Origin of the sequence: Methylotenera sp. (genome assembly GCF_013141425.1) — a bacterium.
Classification (GTDB): Bacteria; Pseudomonadota; Gammaproteobacteria; order Burkholderiales; family Methylophilaceae; genus Methylotenera.
In genome coordinates, this window is sequence record NZ_JABFRA010000125.1 from 1 (window position 1) to 17,180 (window position 17,180).

Annotated in this window: 15 protein-coding genes; all 15 read left to right on the forward strand. The window is 41.6% G+C overall.

Features of this window, described 5'->3' with window-relative positions; translation table 11 throughout:
• Nucleotides 1-1,093, forward strand: a 1,093-nt coding sequence (locus HOO90_RS10820; protein WP_292842943.1) for a VCBS repeat-containing protein, incomplete at its 5' end; no start/stop codon positions are given.
• Nucleotides 1,094-1,322: 229 nt separating this feature from the next.
• Nucleotides 1,323-5,597, forward strand: a complete 4,275-nt coding sequence (locus tag HOO90_RS10825) for an Ig-like domain repeat protein (protein WP_292842967.1) — start codon at nt 1,323-1,325, stop codon at nt 5,595-5,597.
• Between the two features lie 455 nt (nt 5,598-6,052).
• The gene (locus HOO90_RS10830) at nt 6,053-6,478 is read left to right on the forward strand and encodes a helix-turn-helix transcriptional regulator (protein WP_292842945.1); all 426 of its coding nucleotides are present in this window, start codon (nt 6,053-6,055) and stop codon (nt 6,476-6,478) included.
• Entirely contained in the window at nt 6,462-7,772 is a 1,311-nt protein-coding gene (locus HOO90_RS10835) for a type II toxin-antitoxin system HipA family toxin (protein ID WP_292842947.1), read from the forward strand. The genes HOO90_RS10830 and HOO90_RS10835 overlap by 17 nt, the downstream gene beginning before the upstream one ends.
• A 42-nt stretch (nt 7,773-7,814) precedes the next feature.
• Nucleotides 7,815-8,228, forward strand: a complete 414-nt coding sequence (gene gspG / locus HOO90_RS10840) for a type II secretion system major pseudopilin GspG (protein ID WP_292842948.1) — start codon at nt 7,815-7,817, stop codon at nt 8,226-8,228.
• Nucleotides 8,229-8,238: 10 nt separating this feature from the next.
• Nucleotides 8,239-9,429, forward strand: coding sequence for a type II secretion system F family protein (locus HOO90_RS10845; protein ID WP_292842949.1), 1,191 nt, complete (start codon nt 8,239-8,241; stop codon nt 9,427-9,429).
• Nucleotides 9,430-9,502: 73 nt separating this feature from the next.
• Nucleotides 9,503-11,101 (forward strand): GspE/PulE family protein, encoded by a 1,599-nt coding sequence (locus tag HOO90_RS10850; RefSeq protein ID WP_292842951.1) that lies wholly within the window; start codon nt 9,503-9,505, stop codon nt 11,099-11,101.
• On the forward strand, nt 11,082-11,891 hold the full coding sequence (locus tag HOO90_RS10855) for a hypothetical protein (RefSeq protein WP_292842953.1): 810 nt from the start codon (nt 11,082-11,084) through the stop codon (nt 11,889-11,891). Before HOO90_RS10850 ends, HOO90_RS10855 begins: the two co-directional genes overlap by 20 nt.
• A 38-nt stretch (nt 11,892-11,929) precedes the next feature.
• Nucleotides 11,930-12,445 (forward strand): hypothetical protein, encoded by a 516-nt coding sequence (locus HOO90_RS10860; RefSeq protein ID WP_292842955.1) that lies wholly within the window; start codon nt 11,930-11,932, stop codon nt 12,443-12,445.
• A gap of 2 nt (nt 12,446-12,447) precedes the next feature.
• Nucleotides 12,448-12,993: a type 4a pilus biogenesis protein PilO gene (pilO, locus tag HOO90_RS10865; RefSeq protein ID WP_292842957.1), complete on the forward strand. Its 546-nt coding sequence runs from the start codon at nt 12,448-12,450 to the stop codon at nt 12,991-12,993.
• A complete protein-coding gene (locus HOO90_RS10870) occupies nt 12,990-13,550 on the forward strand; it encodes a hypothetical protein (RefSeq protein ID WP_292842959.1) in 561 nt (186 codons plus the stop codon). Before pilO ends, HOO90_RS10870 begins: the two co-directional genes overlap by 4 nt.
• Entirely contained in the window at nt 13,547-15,484 is a 1,938-nt protein-coding gene (locus tag HOO90_RS10875; RefSeq protein WP_292842961.1) for a secretin and TonB N-terminal domain-containing protein, read from the forward strand. The genes HOO90_RS10870 and HOO90_RS10875 overlap by 4 nt, the downstream gene beginning before the upstream one ends.
• Nucleotides 15,485-15,519: 35 nt before the next feature.
• The gene (locus tag HOO90_RS10880) at nt 15,520-15,993 is read left to right on the forward strand and encodes a type II secretion system protein (protein WP_292842969.1); all 474 of its coding nucleotides are present in this window, start codon (nt 15,520-15,522) and stop codon (nt 15,991-15,993) included.
• A complete protein-coding gene (locus HOO90_RS10885) occupies nt 15,983-16,381 on the forward strand; it encodes a type II secretion system protein (RefSeq protein WP_292842963.1) in 399 nt (132 codons plus the stop codon). The genes HOO90_RS10880 and HOO90_RS10885 overlap by 11 nt, the downstream gene beginning before the upstream one ends.
• Before the next feature lie 18 nt (nt 16,382-16,399).
• Entirely contained in the window at nt 16,400-16,894 is a 495-nt protein-coding gene (locus tag HOO90_RS10890) for a type II secretion system protein (protein ID WP_292842965.1), read from the forward strand.
• Nucleotides 16,895-17,180: the final 286 nt, after the last annotated feature.

Consider the following 17,180-nt stretch of genomic DNA (forward strand, 5'->3'; position numbering starts at 1 on the left):
CATAACTGGTGGTTCTGGTACTAATATGGGCACCCAGTTAATGGATGTTAATGGAGATGGATTAGCCGACATTGTTCAATTATTTCTCTCTCCTGTGGGATGGTATGCAGGTGTGCCACAAAGAAGAGTGTATCTAAACACTGGAAGTAGTTTTATTAAAAGTGATAGTTACACTAATAGTTTGCCTGATACCTACATAACTGGTGGTTCTGGTACTAATATGGGCACCCAGTTAATGGATGTTAATGGAGATGGATTAGCCGACATTGTTCAATTATTTCTCTCTCCTGTGGGATGGTATGCAGGTGTGCCACAAAGAAGAATTTATCTTTCAGGAATCAAAAAAGAAAACCTCACCACCCTAACTCCCGGCCTAGGCACCACCACATCCCTAACCTACAAGCCCATTACTGACAACAGTATTTACGTCAAAGGCACAACAGGCGAGGTGGGCACGACCACCTGCCCACAACCACTAGGCACTGATGGAACAAGCAACAGCTACCCCATCCTCAACACCCAGGACGCCCAGTATGTAGTCTCTACCGCCACCGTCTCAGACGGCAACGGCGGTGTACTCAACAACAACTACAGCTACGGCGGTGCCAAAGTCCACATGACCGGTCGCGGCTCCCTAGGCTTCCGCTATCAAAAGGTCACCTCCGTAGAAGCAGACACCAACAGCATCACCTTCTTCAGACAAGACTACCCCTATATTGGCTTACCTTGCCAATCAGAAAAAACCATCACCTCAACAGGCAAAGTAATTGGCACCAGCCAACTCAGCTATGCCAACAGTCCAATGACTACAGGCACTGCTATCAGTCAATTCCCCTACCTCTCACAATCGGTAGAAAGGAACTTTGAATTGAACGCACCAGTGAATGCTGCACCAATCAACAGCACTGTGACTACCAACCAATATGATGGTTTTGGCAACGCCACGCAAATCACGGTAACCTCAGGTGATGGAGAAGTAAACGCGATGACCAATGTTTACACCAAGACCACCACTAACACCTATAGCAATGACAGCACTAACTGGCTGTTAGGCAGGCTGTTACGCTCCACGGTGACCAGCACCACACCGTAGGATAGGGCGCATGACTTAAAACAAAGATGACTGAATTAAAACAAGAACGACTGAATCAAGATTAATTTAAATTAACGAAGCAACACTAAGCAGCACAAAAATAAAAGGGGCAACGACCATGTTCACCACACTTAATCACTGGCTAAATCAAGTAAAACGCCATGAAAAACTACAGTTGCTTCAGAAAATATATGTTTGGATATTGCTGGTTTTATTGAAGTTGATATCAATGAAGCACATATTATTCAGTGCTAATGCTACTGCCGAAAATCGAGTATTAGCATTTGAACACAGATCGAAATCTGATTTTCTTAATTTGAGAAGGAACACTCACAATTTTTTACTTATTATTTTCTTATCATTTCAAACGATAAATGCTTGGGCTGGATCAACTAGCACGACCTTAGCTACCAGTACTTCCACTGCTCCAGCAGGGAGTATGTTGACTTTTATGGTGACAATTACTGGTAATAGTCCGACAGGTACAATCACCATTATGGATGGTACGACCATTATCAAGCAGAGCTCCATAACGAATGGTTCTTATACTGCTGGTCTCATCATGTATAACTCTGGTGTACGAAGTTTTACAGCGGTATACAGTGGTGACGCCAATAATCTGACAAGTACTTCAAATGTAGTAAATGTAACAGTGAGCCCACCTGTAAGTACTGCGACCTTAACTAGCACTAAGGCAACGGTTTTGGCGGGAGAAAGCATTTCCCTCGCTACGACGGTAACTGCAGCATTTTTTCCGGGAGGTACAGTCACTTTTAAAGATGGCACTACTATCATAGGTACTGCTGCCTTAACGGCAACAAGAACTGCAAGCTTGCTGACCAGTCTTTCTACTCTAGGTGCTCATAGCTTGACGGTCACCTATCCAGGTAGTACCTATGATCCTCCAGCAACTTCAGCACCAGTAGTTGTTAATGTAACAACCGCCGCCACACCCAGCTTCCCCGAGCCTGCAAAAACAGCCAGCCGCGCCTCTGCCTTTGAATACGATGCAGTGAGCGGTTTGCTCACTAAAGAAATCATCGAACCAGGCAATAGTGATCTATGTCTAGTGACCACCTACACCTACGACAGCTTTGGTAACAAGACTGGCGCAACTACCCGTAACTGTAACGGCAGTGCTGGCAGTAATCCTGGAACGAACTCTGAAGCTGCCGCCCCAGTAGCTACCAGTGTCGCTGTCATCGAAACCCGCACCAGCACCACCACTTACGACAGCCAAGGTCGCTTTCCAACCACCAGCACCAACGCACTCGGTCAGGCTGAAACTAAAACCTACAACCCTAACTTTGGCACAGTCGCCACACTGACTGGCCCTAACGCCCTCACCACCAGTTGGACATACGACAGCTTTGGTAAGCCACTCACAGAAAGCCGCGCAGACAGCACCAGTACCAGTACAGCCTATGCACTCTGCGACGTGACTTGCCCAACAGTTGGCACTGCCGTGGCTAAATACACCATTACCACCACCCAAGCAGGCGCACCTTACAGCAAAACTTACTACGACATGAATGGCCGTGCCATTCAAACAGAAACTCAAGACAAAGGCGGCGCACTCATTCTCAGCCAAGTCCAGTTTGACAATCTAGGCCGCACCATTAAAACCTCACGACCATTTAAAAGTGGCGCTACACCAGTATGGAACACGGTAGCTTACGACAAACTTAACCGCGCAATCACCAACACAGCACCTAACAACACAGTCACTAGTGTGGTATACAACGGCTACACCACCACCACGACAAACCCAGCAGGTCAAACTAAAACCGAAGTTAAAAACAGCCAAGGTCAGCTTGTGACCGTGACTGATGCACAAGCTAAAACCCTCAGCTACCAATACGACGCTTTTGGCAATCTCACCGCAACTACAGATGCTTTAGCCAACGTCACCACCATCACCTACGATGCACGTGGTAGAAAAGTCGCGATGAATGACCCAGACCAAGGCGTATGGAGCTATCAATACGATGCACTCGGTCAGCTTAAAAAACAAACCGATGCCAAACTTCAAGTCGTCAGCTTCGTTTACGACAAATTAGGTCGTATGACCAGTCGTGCAGAACCCGACCTGAATTCTACTTGGGCGTACGACACCTGTGATGCCACCCTTAATCCTGCTGGTAAATGTAAAGGCAAGCTCGTTACAGAGTCTGCTAATAATGGCAGCTCACGCACCATGATGTACGACGCACTCGGTCGTGCTATAGGTGAGCAAGATGCAGGCACCAAGATTAGTCTAGTAAAGAGCTTTGATACACAAGGCCGTGTCTCTAATCTGATCTACAGCTACGTCAATGGCACCGTGTCACAAACGCATCAAGTGAACAATGTCTACACCGCCACTGGCCATCTCTCACAAGTGAAGAACACCACCACAGGTCTAGCCTACTGGACCGCCGGTGCCACTGACAATGAAGGCCGTGTCACCAACACTACCTACGGTAACGGTGTCACAAACACCGCCACCATAGACCCACTCACAGGTCGTATTACTCAAGTAGCCGCGGGTGCAAGTAACAGCGTCAGCAACCAAAGCTTTGTCTATGACAACATCGGCAACCTCACCCAACGTTACGATGGTGCCACTGGACTCAATGAAGCCTTTGGTTATGACACTCTTAACCGACTCACCAGCACCAGTGCCCAAGCAGGCACAGGTCCACTCACACAAGTGACCATCACCTATAACGCTATTGGCAACATCATGAGCAAATCTGACATTGGTACTTACACCTATGCCAGCCTCAAAGCCAATGGTACGGCACGTCCACATGCCGTGAGTCAAATCATGATGAATGATGGTGTGACTGTATACGGTAGCTATATCTACGATGCCAACGGCAATCAAACCAGTGGAGCAGGGCGCACCATGGCCTGGAACAGTTGGAACATGCCAGCCAATATCACCGGCACTGGCAAGAACACCCCAACGGGTACAACCAGCAGCACCTTCCAATTCGTTTACAACGCCAGTCATGAGCGTGTGAAAGAAATCCTACCAGACGGTACTGAAGTTCGAAACATGAGTCCACGTGTGGATACAGGCATTCATATTGAAGTACGCATTAAAAATGGTGTCACCACACTCATGTCCTCACTCTATGCAGGCAACATGCCATTTGGTGCAGCCAGAACAGTCATCAGTGCCACTGGCGTTAAAACCGACACCACTGCTTACTATCATACCGACCATCTAGGCAGCATCATCGCCATTACCAATGATGCTGGTACGGTAGTAGAGCGCAGAAGCTACGACGCCTGGGGTAAACGTCGTAACAGCAACGGTACAGCGATGAACAATGCCTTTGTAACCCCAGATGTGCGATATGCCTTTACTGGACATGAAGACTTAGGCGAGATTGGTCTGATCCACATGAACGGCAGACTGTATGACCCTGCGACTGGTAGATTCATCAGTGCGGACCCGACCATCCAGTATCCGGATGATATGCAGAACTACAATCGTTACTCTTACATTAACAATAACCCATTGAGTGCGACTGATCCTAGTGGGCATGGGTTCTTTAAGAGCTTATTTAAGGGGATTGTTAAAGCATTTAGTGGTTTACCAGTTATCAAGCAGTTGATGAAAAGTTCTTTGGGAAGGACAGTGCTTGCGATAGGGGCTGGTGTGTTATTAGGGCCAGGAGGTAGTTGGGCGTTATTTGGCGCTAATGCTTTTGCAAACAGCGTTGCCGCTGGATTTGTTTCAGGGTTGATTTCTGGACGAGGAGATTTAGGGGCGGCCATTCAAGGGGCGATTACGGGAGGGGCATTTAATATAGCTGGTGGTGTTAGCAATATCTATGGCAATATTGCAGCACATGCTGCTGTTGGTTGCGCTTCTGCTTCAGCAAGTGGTGGTAGTTGCGGTTCAGGTGCGTTATCGGGTGGTTTTGGCGCCGCAGCCGCGCCATATGTAAGGGGTTGGGGTAGAGAGTGGGGTACGGTAGCCAGTGCAGTGGTTGGTGGTACGGCTTCTGTGCTTGGTGGAGGTAAGTTTGAGAATGGGGCAATGACTGGGGCGTTTGGGTATTTGTTTAATTGTATGGCGCATCCTGATGGTTGTGGGGGAAGGAAGTTTACAAATAAAGAGATAAATGACAGCGTACGAGGTGGTCGGATTGTTGCAATATTAAGTTTAGATCCATATGGTGGGGTTTCTCGAATGAATTTTGGGATGGATGGACGTGATGTTATACCTATAGATGAATTGCAAGTAATGGGAAAGTTTATAATGCATGCTTTAAATGTGGGAACAATGATTAATCCTGAAGCATTATTGTTTAAGTGGGTTAATTATTATGGCAATATGAAAGCTACATATGATGCTGCGAGCACTGGTGATTTGACTAAACTTGCACCAATGGCGGCTGGGTTTGGTGCACAAAATGCGGCAGCTAGACTAGGTGCCAACCGAATAGACAGTTCTCGTGTTGGTAATACGGTTAACTTTGAACTTGGTCGTCAGATGGGGCAATAAAGTTGATATATTTGAAAATTATTAATCTGATTTTTTTCTTAATTCCTATTGTAACTTCAGTAGTTGCTTTACTACAAGGAGCGGAAAGTTTAAATGTTGTCAAATTTTCACTTTCTAGTGTATTCGTTTGGTATGTTTTTATTTACCCTATTTTAAATAAGAAAGATTTAATCTTAACTGGAGTTGTAATAGAAGTGGATAAAAAAGTTATTAATATAATCCTTAGGTATGGGGCTTTCTTGCTAGGTTTATTCTGTTATATACGTTTTTTATTATTTGCAATCGACAAATAGCATAGCTTGCGTAGGGCGGACACATTCAGCTAAGCGGCGTAGAAATAATTAGGAGATAGACCACGGTTATATTTATTTTCTACAATGCTACATAAGTAAAACCATTGCTTTAATTATCATAATTGATAAACTATAATTTTATTTAATCAAATATGAGTATATATGCAGCGTCCTGAATTGAATCTGGCTACAACTGAAACACTACAATCTGCTAGTAAGCTTGGTGGGGCGATTAAGCAAGCAAGGCTGGCAAGAAACTTCAACCGTACCGACTTTGCCACTCGCGCTAAAATTAGCCCTGCTACGCTAGACCGAATAGAAAAAGGCGATGTGGCAGTGCGCTTTGGCGCATGGTTGTTGGCCTTGCAGTTTTGTAATTTACTCCATTTGTTAGACCAAGCGAGTAATGTAGATGCGGACAAGTTGGGTGCGCATGTACGCTCTCAACAATTGCGCAAACGTGTACGCAAAGTGAGCAACAAATCTGCTCAGAATAATGCAAATTTAAATAAAGACTTGGGCAACAATCTAGGTAAAAGTGTAAATAAATCTGAACTCACAAATACTAGTGATGAATATGACTTCTAGTGAGTTTCAGACTTATATATTTGCTTATTTACCGCAAAGCGCACAAGCGGTGCCTGCTGGCAAACTGACTATGATTGAAAGTGGCACAGAAGTACAAGCTTCACAATTTGGTTACGGCAAACGTTATTTACAACGTCAAGATGCATACGCGATAGATCCAGCAAGCTTAGCTTTACAAAGCGCACAAGATGGCACGGTACAGTTATATGAGCCTGCCAATGGTTTAACGATGTTTGGTGCCGTGCGCGATGCCATGCCAGATGCATGGGGTAGGCGCGTGATAGAAAACAAGCTCAAAGCTCAGCCAAACTCTTTAAATGAATCGCAATATCTTGAACAGGCTGGTTCAAATAGATTAGGTGCTTTGGATTTTAGAAAAACGCAAACAGACAATGCGCAAGCAGGGTTGTTGCCCGATGTGCAAGATTTAAGCTACCTAGTAGAAGCAGCAGATAAAATTGAAACTGGTGAATATGTACCTGAACATTTAAGGCAGATATTTGATGCAGGCCCGAGCATGGGCGGCGCAAGGCCTAAAGCCGTGATTACAAAAAATGGTATGGAATACATTGCAAAGTTTACTGCAAAAGATGATGCTTTTAACGTGCCGCAGATTGAACGCGCCACGTTAGAGCTGGCAAGGTTATGTGGTTTAGATGTGCCAGCAACTGAATACCTTTGGTTAGCGAATAATAAGCCGGTGATGCTGATAGCGCGATTTGACCGCAAACCAGGGCTTAACAACGAGCAATATAGAACGCATACAGTGAGTGGATTAACCATGCTTGGACTGCATGAAAGTGAATCTGCCAATAGTAGTTATGTTGCGTTAGCAGATGTCATTTCAAGTTCTGGTGCAAAAGGATTTGTGCAGCAAGATAGAAAAGAGCTTTTTGCGCGCATGGTATTTAATATTTTGGTCAGTAACGATGATGACCATTTAAGAAATCATGCTTTTGTGTGGGATGACATCAATAAGGGTTGGCGATTAAGCCCGCTGTATGATGTGCTACCTAAGCCGCAAGTAGCAACTGAACGTTACTTGCATTTAAGTGTGGGTAAACAAGGTAGACTGGCTACATTAGATAACGCATTAAGTATGGCAGGGCAATTTGGCCTAATGGATAAAGAAGCTGCTCGAATTACTAATGATATTGCTATGAAAACTAGGGAGTGGCGCACTTTTTTTGAGAGTGAAATGCAAGTACCAACTGCAGAATGTGATAAGGTAAAATCAGCTTTTAGAAGACCTGCAGATATAGGGCTAGATTTTGTTGAAAAACGTTTGAAATGATGGCTAAACAGCGTTAACTAGTATCACTTTTGTGGACATAAAATGAAAAAAAAGAATACAGGTTTTACCTTATTAGAGTTACTAGTGGTGATGGTCATTATTGGCTTGTTGGTGAGCTATGTTGGACCAAGATATTTTGCACAGGTAGGTAAGTCCGAAGTGAAAACTGCTAAGGCGCAGATTAATGCCTTAGAGCAGGCACTGGATCAGTATAGGCTAGATGTGGGGCATTATCCAACGACTGAGCAGGGGCTAGATGCACTATTTAATAAGCCAAGTAATGAGGCGAAGTGGAATGGTCCATATTTAAAAAAAGCCGTACCGCCAGACCCGTGGGGAAATGCCTATATATACAAGTCGCCAGGTGAGCATGGTGATATTGATTTAATGTCGTATGGGACTGATGGTCGTTCAGGGGGTAAGGATGATGCTGCGGATATTAACAATTGGCAGTAAGTAATCATCAATGAAATACGAGATTAAAGCGATGTCATCCTCTGAAGTGATTTCACTAATCACGCTGGATGCTATTTCGATTGAAGACGCTAAGCAGCAAACAAAGACACAAGGTTTGGTGCCTTTATCAGTAAAAGAGAAAGCTGCAAACGGCTTAACAGTATCAACGTCAAAAAGTGGTTTTCAGCTTGTGATGTTTAGCCATGAGTTGTTATTGCTTTTAAAGGCGGGGCTTAGCTTGGTTGAGTCTATGGAAACATTGCGTGAAAAAGAGCAAAGACCGAGTGTTAAATTGATATTGGACCAAGTAACAAACTCTTTATATGAAGGCTTGCCACTTTCATCTGCCTTAGAGAAAAATCTCGATAGTTTTAATCCACTCTATATTGCAATGGTGAGGTCTAGCGAAAAAACGGGGGATTTGGTGGATGCCCTGAAGCGTTATATTGACTATCAATTGCAAGTTAACTTAGTGCGCAAAAAAATTATAAGTGCTTCTATTTATCCTGCAATTTTGCTGATAGTTGGTAGCATGGTCGTGATGTTCTTGATGCTATACGTAGTGCCTAAATTTAGCGTCATTTACGAAGGTCGAGGTGAAAATTTACCGCTGATGTCGCAGTGGTTGCTAGCGTGGGGCAAGTTGCTGGCTGAACATAGTTTAAATGTACTCATTGGCTTTGCAATCTTCATTGTATTCGTCATTTACAGTTTAACCAGATCATCGGTCAGGAAATTTTTGTTAGATAAACTTCTGTTGGTGCCGACATTGGGCGAAAAAATGAAAGTCTATCAACTCGCTAGATTTTATCGGACTACGGGTATGTTGCTAAAAGGTGGAATTCCAGTGATGACGGTGTTGGATATGGTTTCTGGCTTATTGCGAAACGATTTAAGTCAGCGTTTGGCATACGCTAGAAATGACATTAGAGAGGGTTTGCCTCTATCAGCGGCCATGGAGAAACATCAGTTAACCACGCCTGTGGCAGTACGCATGATGCGCGTGGGTGAAAAAAGTGGACAGATGGGCCAAATGATGGAAAACATCGGTGATTTTTATGAAGATGAAATCTCACGTTGGATCGACTGGTTTACAAAGTTATTTGAGCCTATTTTAATGACCATGATTGGTTTAATTGTTGGGCTGGTGGTCGTGCTAATGTATATGCCGATATTCGATCTGGCTGGCAGTATTCAATAGTTATCGACCAATGTTAACGCTACAGACCATCAAGGAATCAAAAATACTGGCTGCCACTCAGGGTGGATCAGTTATGCAAATTGTTGAAGAAAAGTCAGGGTTGAGCCAAACTGAATTCACAAAAGCGTTGGCAGAGTTGTGGCAGTTTTGCTATTTAAACATGTCTGACCTGCATGAACATACTGTAGAGTTTGGCAAGCTTTCATATTTTGAGTCTGTTAAAAAGGGATGTGTTGCCTTAAGGGCTGCCACAGGCAAACTTTATGTCGCTATCTCCGACCCGTTTGATGATGATTTACATGACTGGGCTGCTGCCAGAGTTAAAGAGTCATTTGATTTCGCACTTTGTCATAAAGATGATATTGCTGCGCTGCTAAAGAAAAATGAAGAAAATATGCTGGCCATGGATGGAATGGTGGAGCAGCAAAACAACAGTGGCAAAAATTTGGAGAGCATCGAAGAGCTTTCCTTTGTAAAAATTAATGCTGATAGCAGCCAAGTTGTTAAATTGGTGAATTCAACGCTTTATGATGCGCTAAAAACCAAGGTCAGCGATATTCATTTAGAGGCGGATGCGAATGGCTTGGTGATTAAATATCGATTAGATGGTGTTTTAGATATTGTGACTCAAGTTCAAGGTGTAGAAGTTGCAGAGCAGGTGATTTCCCGCATCAAAATCATGGCTGAGTTGGATATTGCCGAACGAAGAGTTCCGCAAGATGGACGGTTTAAAGTTTCGATACAAAACAGAGAGGTCGATTTCCGCGTCTCTATCATGCCGAGCATTTACGGCGAAGACGCTGTTTTAAGAATTTTAGATCGCAGTACTATTAGTGAAGTTGTCAAAGAGTTGCGATTAGAACAACTGGGGTTCGATGCGGTTACCGTCAAGCATATCAGAAAAATGGTACTTGAACCCTATGGTATGGTGCTTGTTACTGGCCCTACAGGTAGCGGAAAAACCACCACACTTTATGCGGCAATATCAGAAACCAATAACGGAAAAGATAAAATAATTACGATTGAAGATCCTGTCGAGTATCAACTACCAGGTGTTTTACAGATCCCAGTGAATGAGAAAAAAGGCTTAACTTTTGCTCGAGGTTTGAGATCAATTTTGCGGCATGATCCAGATAAAATTATGGTCGGTGAAATTCGAGATGCGGAAACTGCGCAAATTGCCATTCAATCAGCGCTAACTGGACACTTGGTATTTACGACTGTGCATGCGAATAACGTTTTTGATGTAATAAGCCGATTCACGCATATGGGCGTGGATTCCTATAGTTTTGTTTCGGCCATGAATGGCATTATTTCTCAGCGCTTGGTTAGGTTGAATTGTAAAGAGTGTGCGATTGAATACTTACCTGATGAAGAGGCTTTAAGTGACTCTAAGTTGGATAAAGCAAACTTAAATGACTTCAAATTTAAAAAAGGTCAGGGATGTGGTAAATGCCGAGGAACAGGCTATAAGGGTAGGCGTGCTATTGCAGAAATCTTAGATTTAAATGATGAGATTCGCGAGTTGATCGTATCTAAAGCACCAATACGAGAGGTGAAGGAAGCAGCTACAAGAGCGGGTACGCGCTATCTTAGGCAAGTTGCAATTGATTTAGTTAAAGCCGGCGAAACAACTTTACAAGAGATTAATCGTGTTACGTTCGTTGATTAATAAAGTCACTGTTTTTTTGCATCCGGATTACGTGGCCGTAGTAAAGCATACAGGGTTACTGAAAAAACATATCAGTAAAAGAGAGATTGTAGCAATTCAACATTCTGAAACTGAGTTGATGGCAGACAAAGTGCTTGATGTACTAAAGCAACTGCTAAGTAAGCCGGAATGGAAAAGTTGCGATATTCATATTGTCCTGTCTGGTCACTTTAGCAAATTCAGAGTTTCCAAATGGAATGAAAGCTTGTCAAAGGATGAAAGGCAAGTACTCGTACGACATCAAGTAGAAGAAATTTATGCAGAGAAATTTCAGGTTTTTATTGCTGAGTCTGGATTTGGGAAAAATGGATTAGCTGTGGCAATAGAGCACAACCTTTATCTTGGGTTGCTCGATTTAGAGAAAAAACTCAATATTAAATTTCTTTCAATGAATCCCTATTTCGTTGCAATTGCAAATCATTGGCGGGGTTCAATCGATGCCTCAGCATTACTGATCATTAGAGAAGATGCATTTGTATACATTGCCAGCATAAAAAACAATTCATGGGAAATTATAAAGACCATCTTAGCCAGTGATGGCTGGGAGCAAGAAGTGGAGAGGGCGTTAGGTCTTGAAATGATGCCATCAGAAGCGGATGCTGGAAAAATTAACTGTTATTTCCATGAGGAAAAGAAGACCAATTTAAATCCAAAATTTTTAACTGGCACCTCGAATCATGTCATTTCACTTAGTTTCAATGGAATGGCTGATGCTAATCCCAAATTCTACTTTGCTAGATACTTGGCTTGAGCGGCTTGGTTCATAAAATGATAATCCATAGAAAATTGATGGGCATTAATTTAGGTACAGTGAAACACACTGACTATCCGGGCATTGTTGTGATTATATTGGGATTGACCTTATTCGCTGCGGCATTAACTCTTTTTATTGTTAAAGAAAATCGTATTTCCAATATAACAAATCAAATGAATCGCAACCAGGCGCAAATTAGCTTGAAAAAAGCTAATCAACAAACGACAAAAGTAGATCCAGAAAAACTTGAAATCATTAATAAAATTGAACGCCAAATTCACTATCCATGGGAGTCGCTCTTTACTTCGTTAGAAGCGACACATACGCGTCATATTAGCCTATTATCCATCCAACCTAATATGGATAAAAATGAGGTGCTCATTTCGGCTGAGGCAGAAAATATTCATGAAATGTTAGCGTTTGTTCGAACGCTCAATGCGACTCAGGGTTTTGATCATGTTGAGTTGCTCTATCAAGAGGCGATAGCTGAAGCTCAGCAGACAAATCAACAAGAAAGAGTAAGCTTTACTGTCATGATTAAGTTGAGTTAAATATGCTTGTAAAACTAAGTGCTTATTTAAAGTATCAATATGAGAGGCTAAGCAAGCTAACCTTAGCTGGATTGATTCTTATCATTTGTGCAATGATATTGCTAACTTTTAGTTTAACTTACCAACAAAACAAGCTTGAAAAACTTAAAGTAGATATGGCAGATATGCAGCGCGGTGATGAAATGAAAGCCAATCGGTCAACTGACACAGTTTCGCAATTAGAGCTATATGAGAATCTAATACTACCAAATAAAAGTGAGTTGCCCAATGTTATTGAGTATATTCATACGGTAGCTAAGAAAAATAACATTTATTTTGACAACGTTGAATACAAGTTCTCTGATTTAACTCTCATTCAATCACAAAGTTATGAGGTGACTTTTCCAGCAAGTGGAAACTACTTGAATGTTCGTAAATTCATACAAGAAGTAAGTCGCTTAGATCATGGGATTGTTCTTAAAAATATAGAGCTGTCTCGTGACAATAACCAAATCAACGAAATTGATGCATTGTTTGAATTCTCTATTTATTTGAAAAACGAGCAATGAAATATTTATTGAGATACAAACAATATCTTTTGTATGTGGCCTTAGCCTTGACGTTGGTAGCTACTGCCTATTTCAAGTATCAAGATTTGCATGATGAGAATTCAACCAATCTTGTAGAAGTCAGTGAGAATAAGGCAAGTAGTGATGGCGCAGAAAATGATCAAAGTACTTTGCAAAGTGCCAAGGCGATGCAAGTGTTACGATTGCATAATCTAGTAGATATTTTTGATATTTATAAAAAAGAAGTTCCTAAAGTGGTTGAAAAAAAAGCTGTTCGACAAAAGGTTGCATCGAAAGTTAACCCAGTAATAACGATGCATCCCGCGGAAATTAACCCTCCAACTGCGCCTGTTATTCCATTTAAATATATTGGAAAAATTTGGGGTGATGACGAATATCAGGTGTTTATTAGCTTTAACGGAAAAAATTTAATAATTAAGGAGGGCGAGACGATTCAACAGACGTATAAAGTTGAAAAGATTTCTCCTCCAACGATGACATTGACCTATATACCAATGAACATATTGCAAAGTATGCAGATTGGGGAGCCTAATTGAAACTAAATAACTTAATAATTTTATATATCAGCTTGGCGTCTTTGACTCTACCGGGGTGTGCGAGTGATCAGGCTTTCGTTAAAGCTAGAACAACCTTAGAGCAAGGTAATGTCAAAGACGGGTTAACTCAGCTAAAAAAACTCGTTAGTGATTATCCGGATAATTCAGAATACAAAAGTTTATATTACAGAGCGCGCGAAAGTCATGTGCGTAAATTATTGCAGACTGGAGATAATGCCAGAGTAGATGAACGCTGGGATGATGCTGATGAAAACTATACTAATGTATTGGTTGTTGATGAAGCTAACGTTCGTGCTCAAGATGGCCTAAGAGCGAACGCTATTGCAAAAGCATTAAGTGTAAAAATTGAAGAGGCTGTAGACTTAGTGAACGATGGTCAGATTGAAGTTGCCAAAGAAAAAATTCGGCAAGTGTTAAATGAGCAACCTTCAAATTTGAAGGCAAAACAACTTTATGCTTCTATAGAGAAAAAACAAAGAGAAGATAATGGTTATTATACAAAGGTGCTGTCAAAGTTTAAGAAGCCGGTCACTTTAGAATTAAAAGACGCTAATATAAAAACGGTTTTTGAGTTGCTTTCAAAGGCAGCAGGGGTCAACTTTATTTTAGATAAGGAACTAAAATCGGATACCCGTGTCAGCCTTTTCGTAAAACATACCACGATAGATGAAGCGTTAAAAAATATCTTTGCTTCTGCTCAGTTGGGAAAGAAAATTTTGAATGAAAATTCAGTACTAGTTTATCCGAACTCCAAAAAATCCGAATATGAAGAGTTAATGGTAAAAACATTTTATCTCACGAATGTTGAACCAAAAAAAGCAGAAGAGTTGATTAAGACCGTTGTTAAAACAAAAGATATATTTGTCGATGAAAAGCTAAACATTCTTGTTATGAGAGACACCTATGATTCGATTCGCTCTGCCGAGAAACTAATTAATGCTTATGATATTGGTGACCCTGAAGTGCTTTTGGAAGTTGAGGTGTTGGAAATCAGTAATACATTAGCCAGTGAGCTAGGTCTACGTTGGCCAAATCAACTATCAGTTGGTATTAAAGGGACGGCAGGTAATGGTCAACTAACTTTTGATGAGATTAATAACTTTAAGTCAAGTATGGCAAGGGTATCAATTACAGACCCAACTTTAATATTAACGCTAAGGGGCACTGAGGGTGGCAGTAATTTACTGGCAAACCCTCATATTCGCGTTAAAAATCACAAAAAAGCTAAAGTACATATTGGCGACAGAGTGCCGGTGATTACCAATACTTCAACGTCAACAGGTTTTGTATCTGAGTCAGTTAACTATTTAGATGTAGGGCTTAAGTTAGATGTTGAACCAAGCATCATGATTAACGATGAAGTATCTATTGATGTTGGTTTAGAGGTGAGTAATATTGTAAGTGAAGTGGTGACTAAATCAGGGTCTTTATCCTATCGTTTAGGTACACGAAATGCCAATACGACACTACGTCTTAAAGATGGTGAGACGCAAGTCTTAGCGGGATTAATTAACAATGAAGAGAGAACCTCTGCAGATAGAGTTCCCGGTTTGGCGAGCTTGCCGCTTATTGGGCGATTGTTTTCTAGCAAAAATAAATCTAATAATAAAACTGAGATTGTCTTGTTAATTACACCTAAAATTATCCGGAACATTTCTCAGACAGAATCATCTTTAGCGGAGTTTTCTTTAGGTACTGAAACTGGAAATTCGTTGGCTGGAATGTCTAGTAACAACCCTAACTATACCGAGCAAACGGGCCAAAGTTTACCTGCAATCGAGGCGCAGTCGAATGCAGGTCAAAGCGTCGGTTCAAATGGTGAAAGCTTACTAACTCCAGCTCCGCTTATGCCTATTCCACTCGACATACCACCTCCGCCACCACTGCCTAATATGCCGCCAGTGAGTCAATAAGTGTTAATCAGCAAAAGTACTTAAGTTTGAAAACTATGTACGCAAAGGTTAAAGGCTTTACATTTATCGAGTTAATGGCAACCCTAATCATACTGGCGGTGTTGGCGAGTGTTGCTGTGCCTTTAGTTCAAGTGAATATGCAACGAAGTAAAGAGCAAAGGTTAAATGAATCTTTGCGTCAAATTAGAGAGGCGATTGACGCCTATAAAAAGGCCTCAGATGAAGGGCACATCAAAAAAAGTGCTGATGAGTCAGGCTATCCGTCAACTCTCAGTGTGTTGGTGGATGGAGTCGAGGATATAAAAGATCCCAAAAGAAGAAAAATATACTTCTTACGAAAGCTGCCAGTAGATCCCACCTTAGATGAAATAAAGGCGGGAGAGGAGAATTGGGGCAAGCGTAGTTATCAAAGTGCTTATGATGATCCAAAAGAAGGTGATGACGTGTTTGACGTATATTCCACCTCAAGCGGTGCTGGTCTAAATGGAGTGCCTTATCGTGATTGGTAATACTAAAACGTCTTTTAAGTTGGGCTTTGGATTTACGCTAATCGAACTCTTAGTAGTGATGGCTGTGATAGCGGTACTTTTAACTTTAGCATTACCTAAATATTTCGGCAGCATTGAAAAATCGAAAGAAGCCGCATTGCAGCAAGACTTAAGTGTTATGCGAGACTCCATTGATAAGTATTACGGCGACACGGGTAAGTATCCAAAAAGCCTTGAGGATTTGGCAATTAAACACTATTTGAAAGTCATACCAGTCGATCCCATTACTGAAAGCGCTGAAACTTGGGTTACGTTTCCTCCAGCAGAAGTTTCTAAAGGCAATGTCTACGATGTTAAAAGTGGTTCAAATTTAAAATCAAGTACTGGAAAGCCTTATTCTGAGTGGTAATTAACTAGTAAAAATTTAATGAAAATACCATCTAAAAAGAATATTGTTGGCTTTACCTATTTGGGTGTGCTATTTATCATCACCATATTAGGCATTACTCTAGCGCTTGCTGGAACACTATACTCATTCACACAACAACGTGAAAAAGAGCGGCAATTATTGTTTGTTGGTAATCAATTTAAGCAAGCAATAGGTCTTTATTATCAGCGTACTCCGGGCTATATAAAACGTTATCCAGTACGACTGGAATATCTGCTTCAGGATAATCGATTTGTAAGTGTTCAGCGACACTTGCGCAAAATTTATACAGATCCCATGACAAAGTCTCAAGATTGGGGATTGGTAAACGCGCCAGATGGTGGAATTATGGGAGTGTATAGTAAGTCCACAGATTTTTCATTAAAAGTTTCTGGCTTCGAGTTTGCAAATATTAACTTGCCAAATAAACCGCGCTACTCGGATTGGCAATTTATTTACGACGTGCCCGTTGAGCAAAAAGTACTTACCTACTGAAAGAATTAAATTGACATAATCAAAATATTTGAATTAAAATATTCTGAACAAGTTATACTGCTGTAACATTTAAAGCACAAAGCAATACAAAAATATATTAAGTGCTGCCTCACAAAAAACATAACAAACAATAATGATTAGCCTCTGTGTTTACTGATATGGCTAATAACAATAATAAGTAACAAGAACACAAGGGGATGGGCATGTTGAAGTGCACAGTGTACTTAGCTCGAATGAGCCAAGTTATGAGAAAGTTGTTCTATACAGATTCAAGAAACTCCCCATT